Annotated in this window: 13 protein-coding genes and 1 pseudogene; 4 read left to right on the top strand and 10 right to left on the bottom strand. The window is 68.5% G+C overall.

The genetic code is table 11. The features are described from left to right. Window positions 1-37 precede the first annotated feature (37 nt). Both IG98_RS0134455 and IG98_RS48200 read right to left on the bottom strand, forming a co-directional pair. Window positions 38-646 (bottom strand): dihydrofolate reductase family protein, encoded by a 609-nt coding sequence (locus IG98_RS0134455; RefSeq protein WP_030922071.1) that lies wholly within the window; start codon window positions 644-646, stop codon window positions 38-40. Between the two features lie 243 nt (window positions 647-889). Further along, window positions 890-2,631 (bottom strand): annotated as a pseudogene (locus IG98_RS48200) (transposase); the annotation flags it as partial. Between IG98_RS48200 and IG98_RS49385 the strand changes: the two are divergent. Then, complete coding sequence (locus IG98_RS49385) at window positions 2,586-2,789, top strand: zinc ribbon domain-containing protein (protein WP_245651841.1); 204 nt, start codon at window positions 2,586-2,588, stop codon at window positions 2,787-2,789. The pseudogene IG98_RS48200 and the gene IG98_RS49385 overlap by 46 nt on opposite strands. A 110-nt stretch (window positions 2,790-2,899) precedes the next feature. Here the strand turns inward: IG98_RS49385 and IG98_RS0134435 are convergent, their stop codons facing one another. The 6 genes from IG98_RS0134435 to IG98_RS0134410 form a co-directional block, all read right to left on the bottom strand. Continuing rightward, window positions 2,900-4,066 (bottom strand): coiled-coil domain-containing protein, encoded by a 1,167-nt coding sequence (locus IG98_RS0134435; RefSeq protein WP_030922062.1) that lies wholly within the window; start codon window positions 4,064-4,066, stop codon window positions 2,900-2,902. A 924-nt stretch (window positions 4,067-4,990) separates the two neighbouring features. Further along, window positions 4,991-6,055, bottom strand: a complete 1,065-nt coding sequence (locus IG98_RS52795; RefSeq protein ID WP_211264254.1) for a tyrosine-type recombinase/integrase — start codon at window positions 6,053-6,055, stop codon at window positions 4,991-4,993. 353 nt (window positions 6,056-6,408) lie between these two features. Then, window positions 6,409-7,368 (bottom strand): tyrosine-type recombinase/integrase, encoded by a 960-nt coding sequence (locus tag IG98_RS0134425; RefSeq protein ID WP_051753323.1) that lies wholly within the window; start codon window positions 7,366-7,368, stop codon window positions 6,409-6,411. A 532-nt stretch (window positions 7,369-7,900) separates the two neighbouring features. Beyond that, entirely contained in the window at window positions 7,901-11,425 is a 3,525-nt protein-coding gene (locus IG98_RS0134420) for an nSTAND1 domain-containing NTPase (protein ID WP_051753322.1), read from the bottom strand. Between the two features lie 139 nt (window positions 11,426-11,564). Continuing rightward, window positions 11,565-12,098 (bottom strand): RIP homotypic interaction motif-containing protein, encoded by a 534-nt coding sequence (locus IG98_RS0134415; RefSeq protein ID WP_030922050.1) that lies wholly within the window; start codon window positions 12,096-12,098, stop codon window positions 11,565-11,567. Window positions 12,099-12,371: 273 nt separating this feature from the next. Then, entirely contained in the window at window positions 12,372-15,431 is a 3,060-nt protein-coding gene (locus tag IG98_RS0134410) for a Tn3 family transposase (protein WP_051753321.1), read from the bottom strand. 246 nt (window positions 15,432-15,677) lie between these two features. Between IG98_RS0134410 and IG98_RS51170 the strand changes: the two genes are divergently transcribed. Further along, window positions 15,678-16,586, top strand: coding sequence for a coiled-coil domain-containing protein (locus IG98_RS51170; protein ID WP_157594685.1), 909 nt, complete (start codon window positions 15,678-15,680; stop codon window positions 16,584-16,586). 192 nt (window positions 16,587-16,778) lie between these two features. Here the strand turns inward: IG98_RS51170 and IG98_RS54440 are convergent, their stop codons facing one another. After that, complete coding sequence (locus IG98_RS54440; RefSeq protein WP_281178565.1) at window positions 16,779-16,913, bottom strand: hypothetical protein; 135 nt, start codon at window positions 16,911-16,913, stop codon at window positions 16,779-16,781. A 44-nt stretch (window positions 16,914-16,957) separates the two neighbouring features. Between IG98_RS54440 and IG98_RS0134385 the strand changes: the two genes are divergently transcribed. After that, window positions 16,958-17,245, top strand: a complete 288-nt coding sequence (locus tag IG98_RS0134385; RefSeq protein ID WP_030922038.1) for a transposase — start codon at window positions 16,958-16,960, stop codon at window positions 17,243-17,245. Beyond that, window positions 17,242-17,943 carry an IS3 family transposase gene (locus tag IG98_RS0134380; RefSeq protein ID WP_084195853.1) on the top strand — a complete coding sequence of 234 codons (702 nt, stop codon included), beginning with the start codon at window positions 17,242-17,244 and terminating at the stop codon, window positions 17,941-17,943. The genes IG98_RS0134385 and IG98_RS0134380 overlap by 4 nt, the downstream gene beginning before the upstream one ends. On the opposite strand, the gene IG98_RS49380 is transcribed toward IG98_RS0134380, so the two are convergent. Continuing rightward, complete coding sequence (locus tag IG98_RS49380) at window positions 17,840-19,234, bottom strand: IS30 family transposase (RefSeq protein WP_425428142.1); 1,395 nt, start codon at window positions 19,232-19,234, stop codon at window positions 17,840-17,842. The genes IG98_RS0134380 and IG98_RS49380 overlap by 104 nt on opposite strands. Window positions 19,235-19,270 lie beyond the last annotated feature (36 nt).

The following is a 19,270-nucleotide window of genomic DNA, read 5'->3' as shown; positions in this document are numbered from 1 at the left end:
GTGGTGTCAAGACAGCGTGGTTCGGTGGTCAGGGACTTCAGGCCGTTGCATACCGCGGGCGCCCGGCGGGCCGGTAGACCTGGATCGTCACGCCCTTCGAGTCGACCCGCGACTCGATCAGGTCGAGCGCAAGATCCGGACCGGTCTCCGGGAACAGTCTCGCGCCCAGGCCGACGATCACCGGGATCACGATCAGAGTCATCTCGTCGACCAGATCGTTCTCCAGCAGCCACCGGACCAGGGCGCCACTGCCGTGCACCTGCAGCTCGCCCCCAGGCTTGGCCTTCAGCTCAGTGATGGCCGCCGCGAGGTCACCGCGGAGAACGGTCGTGTCCTCCCAACGCGGCGCGGTGAGCGTGGTCGAGGCAACGTACTTGGGGGCCTCGTTCAAGGCCACGCCGATGGGATGTGCGCGCATCTGGTCGATTGATCCCCAGGAGTCGGCGAACAGCTCGTAGGTGCGCCGGCCGAACAGGAACGCCTCCGCGCGCTGGTAGGTCTGCGTGATGAACGCCCTGGTCTCGTCGTCGCCCTTCCCCAGGGCCCATCCGCCGCGCTCGAATCCATTCGGGTGGTCCTCCGTGGGGGCGCCGTTGTTCTGCATCACTCCATCAATGGAGATCTGGGTCATAGTAGTCAGCTTCATGATCGCGATTCCTCTACTTGGCGCCACCCCCCCGTGGGCGGCCTCACCCCTGCTACGAACACCACCACCCCGATCCGACACCGCCACCCGGATTTCTTTGAAGAATTTCCGGGACGCCGGTCGTCAGCGATCCGACAGCACGACAGTGTCGCGGCGACCGCGCTCCACCTCCTCAAGCGCGCCCAGTACGGACAAGCTCGTGGACCAGGTCGCTGACCAGTGGTGGCGGGCGTCCAACGGCTCGGGCGCGTGGGCAACCTCGTCGGTGGCGTACGCGCCGAAGCGGCTGATGTGGGCCCGCAGGTAGGGAGCGATCTAGCCGAGCTGGTCGGCGGTGATGTTCCAGCCCTCGGCGACCAGCTGCCGCGCGACCTCGGAGATGTCCAGGGCGTTGCGGAAGACGACCAGGTTGGCCAGCAGAGTGTTGAACTTGATCAGTTTCTCCTGCTCTTCGGGGTCGTTGTCGGCCAGCACGCCGCCGAAGCCGAGCCACTTGGAGAACCCGTTGTAGGACTCGACCTTGTTGGTCGCCGCGGTGACCCGCGCTCGCAGCGCCGGGTCGGCCAGATACCGCAGCAGGGCGACGGTGCGCACGCTACGGCCGACCTCCCGGAAGGCCTTGTAGATGCGGTTCTAGCGGGAGTGGGACCGCAGACGCCGCATCAGCGTGGCCGAGGACAGGCGGCCCTCACTGATGGAGATCGCCACCTGCATCAGGTCAATCCAGTGCTTCTCGATCAGCTTCCAGTCGATCACATTGCGGCCGCTCTCACCGAACAGCTGGTCGATGTGCGGGTAGGCGATCTTCTCGGAGGCGCGGAAGAAGATCAGGTCCTTGAAGTTGCGGATGCGCGGCATCAGGTCGAACCCGAACAACGTCGCCAGGGCAAAGACCGGGAAGTTCTGGCCCTGGGTGTCGGCGTGCACGGTGGAGGGTTGGATGTCGGAGGTGTTGGCCAGCAGCCCCTCGATCAGGTGCACCGCCTCCCACACCCCGCACGGAATGAACCGGGAGAACAGCGCCACGTAGGTGTCAGAGATGTAGTGGTAGGCGATGCCGCCGAATCCTCCGTACCGGATGCTGGTCTCGGCCAGGAGATTATCGATGTAGGTGTCCACCTGCGTGCCGTCGGCGGCCACCGTGCTGCCATCCCCCAGGCCTTGACCACATCCAGCTCGGCGAAGGCATTGACCACATCCGCGATCGCGGCGTTCAGCTTCTTCAGGGTGATGTGCCGGTTGCGCACCATCGACAGCTCGCGAGTGGTGACGCCGGCGATGTGCTTGGCCGCCTCGTACGGGCCGATGTTGATCCCGCCGGTGAACACGGCCAGCGAGTACCGTCCCAGCTTGTCTTTGATCTTGGGGTCGGAGCCGGAGGCGGGGCCGAAGTGGCGATACCAGGTGAGCCAGTGGGCGGTGCGCGCGACGATCGACAGCAGTGAGCGTTCGGGCATGCGCCGTTCGATCTCCGCCGCCAGCCGTTCGGCCTCGGCGTCGGTGCCCTTACCGCGGCGGCGTTTGAGGGTGGGCACCCCGCCTTCGTCGATGACCAGGTCGGCGTTGTCGAGGTAGCCGGCGTCCAGGTGCGCGGCCGCGCTCAGGTGGGCGTCCTTGAGGTGGGACGAAGCCGGCGGGGGTGTCGGGCAGCCCGACCTTCTCGCAGAAGGCGGCCAGTTTCGACTGGCACTCCGGCCAGGGCGCAGGTGGGCGCCCCAGTCGGCGTACTCGTTCGAGCCGAGCACGGCCACGTCGCCGGTGCGCAGTTCCTCGGCCAGGTAGCAGAACACCATCGCCTCGAAGTGCCGGCGCGCCACCATGCCGGGACGGCGCCGGTCGGTCACCGCGCGCCGCCAGTTGCCCGAGGCGAACGCGATGCCCGACTCCGGCTCATCCTCCTCAACCGGGCGCGGCAGCGGGATGAAGTCGCGCCACTTGGGTGAGTGCTCGCGGGCGTGCGCCAGCGCGGCCAGCACCGAATCGTCGCTGTTCGGCATGCGGCCACGTCGACAAACGCAACCGGCCGGACCAGGAAACCTTCGTCTGTACGTCGTGCGGCTTCGCTGAGCACGCCGACGTCAACGCGGCTCGTGACATCGCCGCACGCGGTGTCACAAGCTGGGCAGTGAGTCACGCCGCCTGACGCGGACCAGACCGTCGAAGCCATCGACGGCGAGGAGCTGCAAGCTCAGCTCTTCAGGGCTGAGAAGCTGACATTCCTCAACCCCGGATCACGTCTCAGGTGTCTGTTCCTCATCCTCCGTCCCGTGCTCGCAACTCCGCGGTGATCGCGCGTTCTCTGAGCAGGACGGTCTCGGCGCGCAGAGTCTCCAGTTGCTCACGTAGATCTGACAGGCGCATCTGCTCCATGGCCAGCCGCATGCGCGTGTCGTCTCGCTCGGCGAGCGCCTCGGTGACCTTGACCGCCGCGCGATCCTGCGCCTCGGCGATTTTCTCGGCGGCACGTTCCTCGGCCTTGGCCAGCCGGCGCACTGTCCGCTTCTCCAGTTCGGCCGCCTGGTTCTCCGCCCGTTCAACCCGCGTCCGTGCCTCGGCCGCTTCGGCCAGAGCCTGGGCACTTGCCGTCGCCGCAGCGTCGGCCCGTGCCAGCGCTCTGTCCCGTTCGGCCTCGGCGGCCTCGGCTCGCGCCGAGGCCGCGGCGACGGCACGTTCGGCAACGCCCTTGGCGTCTTGGGCGATCCTGCTCTCCCCCAGCGCCCGCTCCCGCTCCGCGTGCGCCTGCTCGGCAAGCTGTCGATCCTGTACGGCCTGCGCTCCGGCCCGATGCGCCTCGTTCTCGGCGGCCTCCACCCGCTCGGCCATCTCCCGTAGCGCCGCGTCCCTGGCCGCTTCGGCCCGCTGTGCTCTGCGGGTGGCCTCCTGCTCTGCCTGCCTGGCCCGGCGTTCGGTGCTGGCCGCCTCGTGCAGGGCGGCCAGTGCCTGTTCCCTGGCGGTCTCGGCGTCGGCCAGCGCGATGTCACGTTCGGCGTTGGCCTCCTCCACCTGAAGCGTCATCGCATCCCGCTCGCGCCGGGCGTGTTCGGAGGCCTCGCGTGCCAGCCGTACCTGTTCGAAGGCCTGCTCTCGCTCGGTGCGCGCGATCGCCACCCGGGTGTGTGCCTCGGCCTGTACCGCGCTCACCTTGGCCTCCACCCCCGCGGGGCTCAGCTCTTCGGACAGCACCTGCGCCAGCGGCGCTATCGCCGCGATCATTCCCTTCTCCATGCGCTCGTAGAACTCCTCGGCTCTGGCCAGTGCCCCCTCAAGCCCCGGCGTCGCCCGTCGCATCTCGCGTTCGCGCTTGGCCACCGCCTGGCAGTCTCCCTGCGCGCAGTACGCCCTTGGTCGCCCCCGCCCGGGCTTCTGTTCGATCGGCGTCCCGCAGTGCTTACACGGCGTCACCGCGACTGACTCTCGCATGACCCCAGCGTAGCATCTTTGATTTTCCAGAAATTCAAAATCAATAAATGAGATTTGTTGCGTCTCTGCCGCACGAAGGTAACTACCGGGAATGTAAATTCCCGCAAGTTAGAATCCGGGAAGGCCTGTGGCGGCTGCTGCAAATCTGCAAATCTGCAGTGCAAATCTGCAGCGAGATGTCAGTGGAAATCTGCATGAGCTGTCAGTGCGCAGGTCAGGGCACTTTCGACTTCCGATGATCACCTGCGGTGATCTTCTCTGAGGCCGCGTCACGTCGGTGGAGGCGCCTGCTGGCTACAAGGTCGGCGCTGCGCAGGATGTGTGGTCGCGCTGGCGGCCGCGGCCTAGCGCAGGACCATGACCCAGGCGCGTCTTGGCTCAGCGATGAAAGCATGGGCGACGGTGGCAGGATTCGCCGTTACGTCAGCACAGAGCTTCTTTGCTGCTAAAGATCGGCGCGGGACAGGTCGGCGGCACTGATATCACGTGACGTTTTCGGGACGGCATGATGAGGGGAAAGACGCTCTGACCTTAGGGCTCGTCACCTGCTGTCAGTAGAAATCGTCATCAGAATGTCAGTGACGCCTCCGTCAACGACGGGTGGCTCATCGGGTCGGATGCCCGTCTCTTCATCTGGTCAGGCTCGATGCCCGTACCCATTGGGCCGGGCGGGCCACGGTGTCGGGAGGGGCGTTCTCCGGTGCCGACGGCCGCTGTGGCGGAAGGGCGTGAGCGTCTCAGGGACGCTCAGAGAAGTCCTCGTGATGCGCAGGGGGCGGCTTCCTTCAGCCTCTTGCGCTCGGTGATGAGGTCCTCCCTCCAATTGGATGCAACGGATAATGCGCGGACCGGCGCAGGTCACAAGCATGTTTTGGCTGGTCTGGCCGGTGAGGGCCAGGATAGTTTCGTCCGATTTTGCGTGAGTTACAGGCCGACGCCTCGCATGGCGTTGTCACGCCAGCGGTCGACGGCGCGGATATAGCGCAGGACGACCGGGGAGGCGGGGGCCCAGCGGCCGTGCTTGGCGATGACGGAGATGGGGACGCCGGCGGCGTAGGCGACGGTGGCGCCGCCGGCCCGCAGGCTGTGTGCGGTGAAGGTCTCCGCGCCGGGGACGGCGGCGCGGACGGCGAGGTCGCGGACAATGACGTTGACGGCGTCGGCGCCCAGCCGGGGGCCGAGGTTGCCGTGGCGGTCGACGCGGCGCAGCAGCCGCTCGGAGGTCTCCCCCGCCTCGGCGAGCACGGCGGTCCAGTCTCTCCAGACGGCCACCGGGTCGGTCAGCGGGTGGCTGCCGCGTGGGATGGCGATGGTCTCGCCGCGGCTGTCCTTGTCGGTTTTGGAGGTGCGGATGGTGACCTCCAGTCCGTCGTGGACTTCGCGGACGTCGTCGCAGTTCAGCGCGACGATTTCGGAGCGGCGGCCCATCAGGGCCAGGCCCAGCACCAGCAGCAGCCGGTCGCGCAGGCCGATCCGGGTGTTCAGGTCGCAGGCGCTGACCATGGCGCGCAGCGCGTCGATGCCAACCGGTGGGGCTTCGCGCTGGCCACGGGTGCCGGCCTCGGCGCGGGCGCGTTTGTAGGCGCGCAGCGCCAGGCGGGCGGCGTCGGTGGCGGGCTGGTTGGGGTGGCCGGCCAGGCGGTGCATGGTGCGCACGCAGGCGATGGCCTGCTCGATGCTGGCCGGAGCCCGATCGGCCCCGCATAGTGTCTCGACGTATTCGGCCAGCGTGTTGCCGGTGGCGGGCAACTCGACCCGGCCGTGCTCGATGCACCAGGTGGAGAAAACGGCCCATTGGCGTTCATACGCGCGCCGGGTGTTGGGAGGTACGCCGTCGGCGATGCGGGCCCGGGCCTGGTCGCTGAGCGCGTAGTCCGCCGCGGTGTGCCGCCTCGCACCGGCGGTCGTGATCGCGCTCCCCGCGCCCTGCTCCCCCACTCGGACGATTCGCCCGGCGAGCGGCTCCTCGTGCTGCCCGTTATGTGTCACTCGGCAGCCTCCGGAGGCCTCGTTGCGGGGGCCGCTCTGACCCGCGATAAGCGAGGTTATCGCGGGTCAGCCTGAACTCGCGCCGTCCTTAGATTTTCATTTTTTCGCGTACGAAAGCCAATCGTTCGCAAACGGTACGCTGCTAATCTCATCGAGTGATCGATGACCCTTCCGGCGCGCCCGAGCACCCCGTGAACCTCGACATGAGCAGCGACACCTCCGACACCAGACGGATGTGCGCCCGTTCTGGGTGCGTCAACCGACTGGAGCCTTCCAACCGCAGTGGCCGCCGCAGTGGACGGGGTCCCCGTAGCGAACAGCGAAAATCCAACGGATATGGATCTGACCTGCGGTTAGTGGGTTCGGCGTGGCGGGGCGAGGATGCTGGTGATCTCGGCCACGGCCTCGCCGCCGGGGCGGGTGTAGCGCATGGCGGTGCGGGGGTTCTTGTGGCGGGTCTTGGCCATGATGAGTTGGAGCGGCACTTTCTGTTCGCCCAGGTGGGTGGCGGCCGAATGGCGCAGCTGGTGCGGGTCGAGGCCGAGATGCCGCTCCATGAGCACGCGCACCCGGTCGTAGCCCAAACGGGGTCGTTCGGTGTGGGGGCAGATGTGCTCGGGGCTGGGACGCCGGGCGGGGACAGGGCGTCGGTCGGCGAGGAACAGCGGGCCGCGCGTTCGGACAAGCCCGTCGGGGTGGCCGTTGGGCAGTCGGAGCAGGCGGGGTAGGAGGCGGGCGGTGCCGGCGTCCCAGTACACCCACTCAATGTCGCCGCCCTTGGACCGCAGCGGCGCGCGCCGGTTCTCCAGGTCCAGGTCCTCGACGTTCAACGAGAGGACTTCGAAGGCGCGGGCGGCGGTCTCGTACAGCATCCGGTAGAGCGTCTTGTCCCGCAGCGGGAGGTCGCGCCGGGACAGCAGCCGTTCCAGCTTGGTCTTGGCGACGGCCTTGGTGTGGTCGACGCTCTCGCGGCGACGTTCGACGTCGGCGGGGACCGACGGCGCCGCCCATCTCTTCTTGGTGGCGCACCAGGTGAGCCAGGAGGAGACGGCGGCGCGGTTGCGGTTCCAGGTGGCCGGCGCGCATCCGCCCCACAAGATGGTGAGAGCATTGCCGATCTCGGTGTCGGCGACGTCGGCCAGGAGCCGCTCGCGGCCGCCGACCGCGGCGATGATCCGGTCGATGGCCGAGGCGTAGGCGCGGCGGGTGTTGTCGTTGGCGACCCGGTGGGTGGACAGGAATTCGTCGGCCGCGTCGCCGAGGTTGATCGCGGTGCCGCGTAGCGCGGTGACCTTCGCGTTGGCCGCGCTCACCGCTCGCCGCCCGACACGGGAGCGATGTACCGGATAACGTGCCCGAGTCGCGCACCGGCCGCGAGGGCGGATCCCCAGCCCGGCGAAGATTGTTCAACGCTCATGTACGTGATAATAGGCCATTATCACGTACATCCAAGTGGCGGCGCCGGAAGTGAGCATGAGGGTTGCCCGGTATCGGCGATTCTCGGCCGGCACCGGTTGGGACAGGACGGTACGGGTGTGGGAGGCGGCCACCCGATCGGGCTTGCCGGCGGGTGAGGACGTCGGGCGAAACGCGGGTATTGCGGCCAGGCGGCCTGAGCAGGCGTGCCTGCGCACGGTCCGGTGTTCGGATGAGTTCCGTGTGGCGATTGACCTCTACCAAAGGTCCAGCACCCCGCTGCAACGCTCTGGGCAGGGGGCGCGTTGTGATGCGCGATCAGGTAGGTGATGCAGTTCGCAGCGACGTGCGTGGCTGGGTCAGCTGATGCTCCGGTTGAGGGGCTTCGGGGCACTCACGCTGGATGAGCGGCTCCGGGCGCATGCCCGGTCAGGGGCAACTGTTTCGGTACGCCGGGCCTTCCGGCACGTACCGCTTCCATTCCTCCGGAGTAAAGGAGCGCCCCACCTGAGAACACAGAAACGACATGGTATTGACGAGATAACTCACGTTCCACAGCCGCACCGTCCCGTCTTTGTCGCCGCCGCTGGCCAGGGTGCGGCCGTCCGGTGCGAACGTCACTGAGGAGATCCCGTCCTGGTGGCCGGTGAGCTGGGCTATTTTCCGGCCGCTGGCCGTGTCCCACAGCCGCACCGTCCCGTCGCCGCCGCCGCTGGCCAGGGTGCGGCCGTCCGGCGTGAACGCCACCGACTTGACCGGGCTCTGGTGGCCGGTGAGCGTGGCTCTTTCTCGGTGGTTGGCCGTGTCCCACAGCCGCACCGTCCCGTCGTCGCCGCCGCTGGCCAGGGTGCGGCCGTCCGGGCTGAACGCCACCGAGTAGACCCAGCCCGTGTGGCCGGGGAGCTGGGCTGTTTCCCGGCCATTGGCCGTGTCCCACAGCCGCACCGTCCCGTCGCCGCCGCCGCTGGCCAGGGTGCGGCCATCCGGTGCGAACGCCACCGAGGAGACCCCGCCCCGGGGGCCGGGGAACTGGGCCATTTCCCAGTGGCCGGTGAGCGTGGCTCTTTCTCGGTGGTTGGCCGTGTCCCACAGCCGCACCGTCCCGTCTTTACCGCCGCCGCTGGCCAGGGTGCGGCCATCCGGTGCGAACGCCACTGAGGAGACCCCGCCCTGGTGGCCGGGGAGCTGGGCTGTTTCCCGGTGGTTGGCCGTGTCCCACAACCGCACCGTCCGGTAGTAGCTGCCGCTGGCCAGGGTACGGCCGTCCCGCGTGAACGCCACCGAGGAGACCCCGCCCTGGTGGCTGGGGAGCTGGGCTGTTTCTCGGTGGTTGGCTGTGTTCCACAGCCGTACCGTCCCGTCGCCGTCGCCGCTGGCCAGGGTGCGGCCGTCCGGCGTGAACGCCACCGAGTTGACCGGGGTCTGGTGGCTGGGGAGCTGGGCTGTTTCTCGGTGGTTGGCTGTGTTCCACAGCCGTACCGTCCCGTCGTTGCCACCGCTGGCCAGGGTGCGGCCGTCCGGGCTGAACGCCACCGAGTTGACCGGAGTCTGGTGGCCGGGGAGCTGGGCTCTTTCCTGGTGGCTGGTCACGTCCCACAGCCGTACCGTCCCGTCGCCGCCGCCGCTGGCCAGGGTGCGGCCATCCGGTGCGAACGCCACCTCGGAGACCCCGCCCTGGTGGCTGGGGAGCTGGGCTCTTTCCTGGTGGCTGGTCACGTCCCACAGCCGCACCGTCCCGTCGCTGCTGGCCAGTGTGCGGCCGTCTCGCGTGAATGCCACCGAGTAGACCCAGCTCTGGTGGCCGGGGAGCGTGGCTATTTTCCGGTGGTTGGCTGTGTTCCACAGCCGTACCGTCCCGTCGCCGCCGCCGCTGGCCAGGGTGCGGCCGTCCGGGCTGAACGCCACCGAGTAGACCCCGTCCTGGTGGCCGGGGAGCTGGGCTCTTTCCTGGGTCCCGTCGTTGCCGCCGCCGCTGGCCAGGGTGCGGCCGTCCGGGCTGAACGCCACCGAGGAGACCCCGCCCTGGTGGCCGACAAGAGTGGCGATTCCGGGGCGGATGGCTGCGGCCTTGAGGCTGTAGTCGACCTGTTGCGCGGTGGGGCTGTCCTCGCTATACGAGTCGCTGATGCTGCTGGCGGCCATGCTCAGCCGTTTGGCCAGGACAGGGTCGCTGTCGTCCGTGTTTTCGCTCTGGCTGCTGAGCAGGGCGACGATGGAGGTATCGCGTTCGCGCACGGCGTCTTGCCGGCTGCGCTGGACGAAGATCGTGGCGGTGGCCAGGAGCGCGACCAGCACCACCAAGACGGTGGTGCTGGCGCGGCGGCGGCGGGTCCGGCGCTGCTCGGCATGGGTGCCGGCGGCCAGGAAGTCGCGTTCGGCGGAGGTGAGGGGCAGAGGGAAGGCGGGGTCGGCGAGGCGGGCCACGGCGGTTTCCAGCAGGCTGCCGGTGTACAGGTAGGACGGGTCGCGGCTGGGGGCCCATTCGGCGGCGGCGGCGCGCAGCCGGGTGTGGATCAGGCGGTCGGCGTGGGTTTGGGCCAGCCATTCCTCGCCGAGCAAGGGCCAGGCGCGCAGCAGTACCTCGTGGCTAATCTCCACAGTGTCGGCGGCCAGGGTGAGCAGGCGTTCGGCGGCGAACGCCTCCAGCACCGCCTCCACCTCGCCTACCTGGGCAGGGGTTCGGCCGTAGGTCAGGGCGGCGCGGGGGACGCGATCGGCGGTGTCGATGCCGTCGCTGCCGGTGGTGGTCAGGCGCAGGAAGATCTGCCGGGTGAGGTCCTGCTGGGCGGGGGTGAGCCGGTTGTAGACGCGTTGCGCGCTGTCGGCGACCGCGCCTTCGATGCCGCCGGTGCGCTCGTAGTCGGCCAGGGTCAGCAGCTGGCCGGTGCGGTGGCGCCAGGCCTGGTCCAGCGCGTGGGACAGCAGCGGCAGCGTCCCGGCGCCGCCGGCCGCCGCGGTGGAGGGCGGGCCGGGTGCTGCGGGCTGGCGGGTGTGGATCTCCCGCAGCAGCGTCTGGACCAGGTCGTCCTCCACCTCCGAGCCGGCCCGGCGGGCCGGTTCGGTGATGGCCAGGCGCAGTTGCCGCTCGGTCATTCCGGTGAGCAGGTGACGGTCCTGGACCGCCTGGGCCAGGGGCGGGTAGTCGGCGCAGCGGGCCTCGAAGTCGGCCCGGACCACCAGCACCACCAGCGCCGCCGGTGCTTGGTCGGGGCCGTGCCCGACGGTGGCGGCGGCGTGCAGCGCGGTGATGAACGCGGCGCGCTGGCCGTCGTCGGCGCACTGGGTGAACAACTGCTCGAACTGGTCGATGAGCAGGACCAGCCGCCGCTGCCCATCCGGTTCTGGGATTGCCGGCTCCTGCCCGTCCGGTTCTGATGTCGGCGGGTGTGGCACCGGCGGGGTTGGTGGTGGGGGGATTGGTGGTGCGGCGCCGGCGTGCAGGGCGGCCTGGCGGGCGGTCAGGGCGAACCCTTCCGGATCCTGGGCCAGGGCGTGCCGGACCGTGCCGGCATCGGTCCCGGCCAGGGCCGCGACCCGGACCGCCAGTTCCTCCAGCGGGGTCCGGGTCGGGGTGAACAGCAGGCAGGGCCAGCGGGCCGCGTGCGGCGCGCCGTCCAGACCGCTGCCGCGCAACCGGGGCAGGATCCCGGCGCGCAGCACGGAGGACTTGCCCGCGCCGGACACCCCAGAGACCATCAGCAGGCCGCCGGCCGCCGCCTGGCGGGACAGGCGGGCCATGAGCCGGCCGGTGACCTGCTCGCGGCCGAAGAAGTAGGCCGCGTCGCGTTCCTGGAAGGCGTTCAGTCCGCGGTAGGGGGAGTCGACTGTGCCGCGCACGTCCACCAGCGGCGGCACACCCGCCGTGTCGCTCCAGGTGTGACGGCCGTAGCTGTAGATGATCTGGGTGTTGCCCTCGCCGATCTGCACCCCGGTCGCGGTACGCGCGTCGATCACGTACTGCGGGCCGTCCCCGCCCGGCTCAGCATTCGACTCGGCGGTCGGCGTTGCGGACGGCCCGGCAGGAGGTGCAGGCGGGCCGGGAGCGGGCTGCGGATCCATCGGGGGCCTCGTGTCCTGCGGGGGTCAGGTCGGGTCAGGCGGGGTCGGTGGGCGGGTGGAAGGTGTTGTGCTGGGTGAGGTGCTCACCGACTTGGACGGCGTGGGCATGCCGCAGGTCCACCACGTATTTGCCGGTGCCGGTGGACGGCTCATCGGTGTCACTAGGCTGCGGGGCGCGCTCGTCGCCCCCGTTGTCGCCCGCGTCGGCGGGTGCGGAGACCGGTCGCCGGCCATCGGCCGCCACCGGCGGAGCCTGCTGCGCGGCTGCTGCCGTCTCGGGCGGGGCGATGCCGGCCGGGATGCGGCCGGCGCGGGCCTGCGCGCGCAACGCCAGCACCGCGACCACGAGCCCGGCCGCGCCCAGCAGCATGCCGGAGAACATGCCAATCACGCTGGCCCGCTGGTCCAAACTGTCCAGCAGTTTCGGGGGCAGGTTCAGCGGGTCGGCGAAGAACCACAGCAGCCCCGCCACCAGACAGGCCGCCAGCACCACCAACGCGATGATCGCCATGCCGCGCCACAGCCGCGAACCCGTCGCTCGCCCCGCCTCGGGCGTCGTCTTCGACATGCCTCCAGAGTGCCCCCCGAACCGGCGCGAGCGGGGCCGAAAGCAGCAAAGCGTTACAGTCGGCGGGACCGTTGGTTGCGGGACAGCCTGGAACCCTCTGGATGATGCAACGCCGCCGGGCCCTGCGCCATCTCATCGGCGACGCCTGTGCCACTCTTGGCGTCGGCACCTTGAGCACCGCGAAGATCAGCCAACGTGGCACACGTGAAAGAAAAGATCATCTCGCGCTGGCCTGCGAGAAGCGGCCACGAACCCAAGATAACAATCGCCAGGTCAGGGGTTGAGCAGGAAGGTGGTGCCGGCCTCGTTCACCAGTGTCGGGCGCAGTGGCCGCCATCCGTCGTCGAGCTTGGCGGTCTCGCCTTCGATGTCGACCTCGATGAATCCGAAGAAGTTGATGTTCTCTCGGTGGCCTGGTGCGATGAACGACAGCAGCTCGTCGGGGACCTCGCGGCCCTGCTCGCGCAGCTCCTTGATGCCCATTGCGTAGTACTCCGTCGTCCACGTGATGACGGCGTTGGTGAGGATGGTCAGACACCAGGACTGCTCGGTCTGGTCGGTCAGGTGGGGCCGGACGATCGTGCCTTGCTGGGCGTAGTGCAGGTCCCGGCGCAGCGCGTGCAAGCTCTCGCCCTTGTTGAGCTGCCGGGAGATCTTCCGCCGGTACACCGGGTCTGACAGGTACCGGGCGGCATGGATCGTGCGGCGGATGCGCCCCCATTCCTTGATCGCCGCTGCGAGAGTGTTCTGCCGTGAGGCCGCCGACCATTTCCCGACCACCAGGGACGCGGTCGCCTCCCCGAACTTCAGCGATCCGGCCATCCGCAGCATGTCGTCCCAGGTGGCGCGGATCAGATCCTCGTTCCACCGGTCGGCCAGCAAAGGTCCGGCGTGCGGGTAGAGGGCGTTGGTGGCGGTCGGGTTGTCGACCCGCTGCATCGTGATCTTCCCCAGATCGCGGATCCGCGGGGTCAGCGCCTTGCCGACGAGGTCGAACAGCCCGAAGTTCACGAGCGTGGCGCCGTGGGTGTCGGTCGCGTGCTCGTGGATCGGCAGGTCGGTCTCGTTGCCGAGCAGCTCGTCCAGGGTGTAGTTAGCCTCGCGGGTGGTGGGGACGATCTGCTTGGTGCCGTAGGTGGACCACTGATCGGAGACATGGGTGTAGGTCGACAAGACCTTTCCCCCGTGGATGTTCATGTCACGGCCGGTCAACGACTTGCCGCGGATGGGGAAGCGCTGGCCGTCGGAGGAGGACATGGTTCCGCCACCGAACTTCCCGGCCAGCTCCAGCTGGTAGTGGTGGTTGACCAGCACCGTGTTGGCCTCGCGCAGCGTCTCCTCCCGCACGTACCACTCCTGGGTCCAGGCGAGGGTGTCGTAGGAGACGCCGCAGGCCTCCGACATCCGGGTCAGTCCGAGGTTAGTGGCGCCTGCGATGAGCACCGCGAGGATGTTGCGGCGGGTCTCCACTGACAGGTTGATCTTCCGGCCGCCGGCATGGGTGAAGCAGTCCAGGAACTTCGTGCGGACGTCCAGCTCGATCAGCAGCGAGGCGATCGGCACGAACGGCAACATCCCCGCCAGCTCCTCCCGCAGCGCCTTGGCCTCGGCGGGGATGTCCTCGGCCGACAGTGGCGGGATGACCAGCCGACCTTCCTCGTCCAGGCGGACCGCGCCCACGTCGTTCGGAGCGGCGTTCGCCAGGGTCTCCTCCAGTTCCTCCAACGCCTGGTGGAATTCTTCCTTGACCTGGTCGATCGCCTCGGACGCGGTGGCGGACCTGCGGACCAGCTGGCAGAACTCCGCCCGCTTGCCCTCCCACTGCTCCGGGGTGAACAGGTAGGTGCCCGGGTCGGCGTACCGGCGCGAGCCGGGCACGAACACATCTCCGGAGCGGAGCCCGTCTCGCAGGGCGAGTACCACGCATAGCTCCCAGTAGTGCCGAAACGCCGTGTCATCACCGGCCTTACGGGCCTTAGCCAGGTAGTCGGCGTACCGAGCCGGAACGAACGACGTCGGCGCCTCGGCCGGGACCTTGCGCCCGTGAGTCCGGTTCAGTTCCTTCAAAATCATCAACGCGGTCATCAGATCCTGGGCGCCGGGCCCACCCTGAAAATCGATCACTGACAGCACCCTCGGAGTGAAGCGGCGCAGGTAGGTGTAGGAAGCCTCCAGCGCCGCCAGCCGCCCGTGGTCGCGGGGCAACGGCTTCCACGACACCGAGGCGACCTCGCGGAGCTTGTCGAGTCCGATCTGGTCGCGCAGCAGACCGCCGACCTCCTCGTCCGGGATGCCCGGGTCGTTCAGCATCGGCAAGATCACATCCATCAGCAGCTGACGGGCCTCGCCCCTCTTGGCCCGCTCCGCCAGGGCCTCGTCAGTCTTGGCCTTCGCGTGGGACTCGCGCGCCGATACCGCCTGGTCGAACAAGGCGATGACCTCGTCCAGCTGGTCGACCGCCGACTGCGCGACCAGCGAAAGCAAGATCGGGTAGCGGCGCTCGGCCCGCCGTTCCAAGCCCTGCACCGTGGACCGGCGGGCCACCGTGGCCAGGAAGCGGCGCCGCTCCCGGGGCAGCATTGACAGGTCCAGCTGGTGGGCGTCCATCCCCCGCAGATACAGCAGCTTGTCGACCGACACCCCGATCGCCGGGACACTCGCCTCCACCGCCGGCGTCGTCAGCCACCGCAGCCGGGACGTCCCGATCTCCGGATCATCCAGCAGCAAGCCGTCCAGGCCGGCCCGCATGGATCGGGTCAGCAGATGCCCGACCTTCTGAGTGGTCAGCTTCCCCGCCGCCGCGCGGGCCGTGGTCACCAGCTCCATCAGCGTGACCACACCGGGCCGCACCACCTGGGCGGCCTGCAGGTGCTCCACCGCCTGCTGGAACAGCAGACTCGGAGTGTCGTGCTCCATCGCCCGATCCAAAAGGAACTGCTCCAGCTCCTTCCACTGGATACTGCCCGGCTTGGGGTTCTTCCACGTCAGGTACTTCAGAACCGCCTTCAGATGATCGCTGCGGGTCTGTGGCCGCTTCCGCGTCACCCGGTCGTACTGTTCGAGCATCCCGGGGAACACCGCCATCTGGCCCGCCAGCCGCAGCAGCGCCGCCTGCGGGATCTCAAGGAGGTCGTCGGGGATGTAACCGAGCCACGGCAACGTACACAGCTGAACGGCCAGCCCCAACCGAGCCTCCGGGCCCCGGCCCGGTGCGTCCAGGAACCCATGCTCGCGCGGCGTCAACGTGAAGTACTTGTTCAGCTCCTCGCGTCCGATATCCGGAAACGACCGCAGACGCTCCAACTGCTCATCCGACAGGAACCGCGTTGACATCAACCACCTCGTACGTCACAGAACACACGAACCATGACGAACCGTAGTCGAGGAGATCAACAACCGTCCCAGAAACCTGTGTAACCGCAGCTCAGAGGCCTATCCGTTGGATTTGCGCTGTTCGCTACGGGGACCCCTGGACGGCCGGCCCTGTACTGCGGGGACGCCTGCCGCGCTGCCGCGCACCGCGCTCGCACCGCCACCCACACCCCGCTGGTCACCGAAGCACTACGGCGAACCGGTGCGTTGAGTGGCGACCTACTGAGCGCAGGTGAACAGTGGACGGCTCAGCTGGCCGCCTTCAACGAGGCGTTGACCGCTGCGACTACTGGCGCGCTCACCCAGATCGATGCCGCCGAGCAGGCCGCCGAAGAGGCCCGCGCTGCCGCCGCGGCCGCCGAACAGCGTGCCACCGAACGTATCGCCGCTGCCGAACGGCGCGCCGCCGCCGCCCAGGACAAGGCCGAAGCTGCGATCGCCGCAGGTGAGAAGGCCATTCAGCAGGCCGCCGCAGCGCAACAACGTGCTGAGGAATCCGAACGGGTAGCCTGGCGGGCGACCGGCGAGCACGAATCCGAACGCGCTCGCGCCCAACAAGACGCCACGGCAGCCGCTGAGCGCATTGCAGCCGCCGAACGCGCAGTCCGGCGGACCACCTCTGAGCGCGACGCCCTGCAGGGAGTCCTGGACGCCGAACGCCGACAAGCCACCGCCGCGGCCGCCGAACACGATCGGCAGACCACCACGTTGAAATCAGCGCTGGCCGAGCAGGCCACCACTCTTGATCAAGCGCGTACCGACCTGAACGCCGTTGGTAGCCGCGCCGAACGCGCTGAGGCCGCCCGTGAGCAGGCGTACCAGGAAGCTGAGGCGGCTCGCGCCGAGACCGGCCGGGTCCGCGGGGAACTCACCGCCCAAGCTCAGGCTCTGCAGCAGATCCGTGATCAACGCGATGAGGCCCGGACCGCCGCCGCGGTGGCCACCGCCCAATTGGGGACCTTGCAGCAGGCGTTGGAGCAGGCCGACCACCGCGCCCAGGCCGCCGAACAACGCGAAGCCGCCGCGCAGCAGACAATCAGCCGGCTCCTCGCCAGCCAGGCCAGCGAAGCCCATCCACCACAGCAGAGCCAGACAACGACCGCACCTCAGGGATAGGCCGCGTCTCAACACGACTACCGCATCGGAGCGATTGGCCTCACTCACCGATATGGGCGGTTGTCACGCGGGTCACCGTGTGACAACCCACTACAGTCCGGCCTTGCCCATCGGGTTGTCCCAGCGGTCGACGGTGCGCACGTAGCCCATGCGCACTACTGTCTGCCAGGCCTGCACGTTACGAGGGGAGGCTCAGGTGTCCAGATGCGAGCCGCAGAGGATGGCGATAGTGGTGCCAGCGGCGTCCTGGTCGATTTTGCTCATCGGGATGAACACCTCCAGGCCCGCCCGCACGAAGGTCTGGAGTTGACCCGGTTTGGTGGACACCTGATCTCTGAGGAACCCTGGTTCCCGAAAAGAAGGAGTCCACTGTGCCGAACAACTATCCGCCGGAGTTTCGCCGGCAGATGGTGGAGCTGGTGCGCGCGGGACGGTCGCCGGAGGAACTCGCCAAGGAGTTCCAGCCTTCCGCGCAGTCGATCCGTGTCTGGGTGCGCCAGGCCGACCTCGATGACGGCCGCCGCGCCGACGGCCTGACCAGCGCCGAGAAGGACGAACTGGCCAGACTGCGTCGCGAGAACAAGATTCTCCGCGAGGAGAAGGAGATCTTGCGTAAGGCTGCGGTTTTCTTCGCGCGGGAGACGGATCGGCCGAGATGAAGTTTCGGCTGATCGATGCGGAGAAAGACCACCATGATGTCTCCCTGCCGGCCCGGGCGCTGGGTGTGTCGCGCCAGGGCTACTACGCCTGGGCCAAGCGCGGTCTGTCGAGGCGTGCCAGGCAGGACGCGGAGCTGACCGAGAAGATCCGCCGCCACCATGCGGCCTCCGATGAGATCTATGGGGCACCACGCATCCATGCTGACCTGCGCGAGCTCGACGGCATCGGTGTCGGCCGCAAGAGAGTGACCCGGCTGATGCGCGCGGCCGGCCTGGCCGGGGTGAGCCGTCGCAAGGGCACGCGAACGACGATCTGTGACGGCGGGGCCGCCGCGAACGATCTGGTGCAACGGAAGTTCACCGCAGCCGAGCCAAACCGGATCTGGACCGCCGATATCACCTATGTGCCGACCTGGCAGGGCTTCCTCTACCTGGCGGTCGTACTCGATGTGTTCTCCCGGCGGATCGTCGGCTGGGCGATGGCCGAGCACATGCGCACCGAACTGGTCACCGACGCCTTGGCGATGGCGATCCACCAGCGCCGCCCCAGCTCCGGAGTGATCCATCACAGCGACAAGGGCAGCCAGCTTGGGCTCAACCGGTCGTCGCAACACCGGCTTCCTGGACTGATCGTAGATGCTCGTTCAGGGCCTCGGTGGGTGTCTTCCACCCGAGAGTTTTGCGGGGTCGGTTGTTAAGTGCGTGAGCCACGGCTGTGAGTTCGTCGGCCTCCCACCGCGATAGGTCCGTGCCCTTGGGAAAGTATTGGCGTAGCAGGCCGTTCGTGTTCTCGTTCGTTCCCCGCTGCCAGGGGCTGTGTGGATCGGCGAAGTAGACCTGCAGCCCGGTGTCGATGCGGAGTTGGGCGTGCTGGGCCAGTTCCTTGCCGCGGTCCCACGTCAGCGAGCGGCGTAGCTGCTCAGGCAGCGTGGCGATCGTGACAGTGATCGCGTCTTTCACGGCCTCGGCGCCACGGCCAGCCAGCGCCGGGCCGTTCTTCACTCGTGATTCGATGCCGTAGCCGTCCATTCGCGGGAGGTGCAGCAGCATGGTGAACCGTGTCGTGCGTTCCACGAGCGTGCCGATCGCGGACCGGCCGGCGCCAATGACGAGGTCGCCTTCCCAGTGGCCCGGTATGGCGCGGTCCTCCGCCTCTGCGGGCCGTTGACTGATCATCACCTCTGGTGTGACGTGGCCGGCGGCGCGCTGTCGCGAGCGTGCTCGTGGAACCCTCAGCGCGCGGCCGGTGCGCAGGCAGGCGACCAGTTCGCGCTGTAGGGCTCCCCGACCCTGGATGAACAGGGCCTGATAGATGGCCTCGTGTGAGATCCGCATGGAGTCATCCTCGGGAAAATCGACCTTCAGCCGGTTGGAGATCTGCTCCGGGCTCCAGCACGTCGCCCATCGGCGATCTTGCCGCCGAGGTTTGTTGCGTCCCTTCCACTCCTGCACCCGTGGTCCCGCAACGACTCTCCCTCCGGGGGTCTGGACCGCGCCGGACAACCGGTCCTGGACGTACTCGCGGAGCCGATCGTTTTGGACCAGCTTCGCTGTCTTCGGCCGCCGGGCTCGGCGCTCAGCATGCCACTGCGCCACCGACGCTCGATACTCCACCGAATACGTCCGCGTGGATGCGTTCCGCCGCATCTCCCGCGAGATGGTCGACGGCGAACGCCCCAGGCGCCGCGCAATCTCCCGCACGCCGGCGTTCTGCGCACGCAACAACGCGATCTCCTCACGCTCGGCGAACGAAAGATAACGACCCGACACCGTCGGGGCAAGACACGGTCCCACCCCGCCAGCCTGGCGAAACCAGCGAGTCCCCACCGCTGGCGACACGCCGATCTCGGCCGCGGCATCCTCTGAGCTCGATCCCCGCGCGATCGCCTGCCAGAACCGGACGCGATCCTCACGCCACGCGACCGTCGGCCGCCCCGGCGAGGGAATCTGTCCGCGATACAACCTGACAGCCCTCTGCTGCTTCCCCAAACCCACCAGCAACACCTCCAGCAACGAGGTGTTGCA

Origin of the sequence: Streptosporangium amethystogenes (assembly GCF_000721075.1) — a bacterium.
Lineage (GTDB): Bacteria > Actinomycetota > Actinomycetes > Streptosporangiales > Streptosporangiaceae > Streptosporangium > Streptosporangium amethystogenes.
The sequence above is the reverse complement of the archived record's forward strand: the minus strand, read 5'-3'. Positions and strand labels throughout refer to the sequence as shown.

Bases quoted from the DNA above. Each gene is read 5' to 3' on its own strand.
- IG98_RS0134410 (WP_051753321.1), bottom strand. From the start codon at position 15,431: ATGTCAACGCGGTTCCTGTCGGATGAGCAGTTGGAGCGTCTGCGGTCG.
- IG98_RS0134415 (WP_030922050.1), bottom strand. From the start codon at position 12,098: ATGTCGAAGACGACGCCCGAGGCGGGGCGAGCGACGGGTTCGCGGCTG.
- IG98_RS0134435 (WP_030922062.1), bottom strand. From the start codon at position 4,066: ATGCGAGAGTCAGTCGCGGTGACGCCGTGTAAGCACTGCGGGACGCCG.
- IG98_RS0134380 (WP_084195853.1), top strand. From the start codon at position 17,242: ATGAAGTTTCGGCTGATCGATGCGGAGAAAGACCACCATGATGTCTCC.
- IG98_RS0134455 (WP_030922071.1), bottom strand. From the start codon at position 646: ATGAAGCTGACTACTATGACCCAGATCTCCATTGATGGAGTGATGCAG.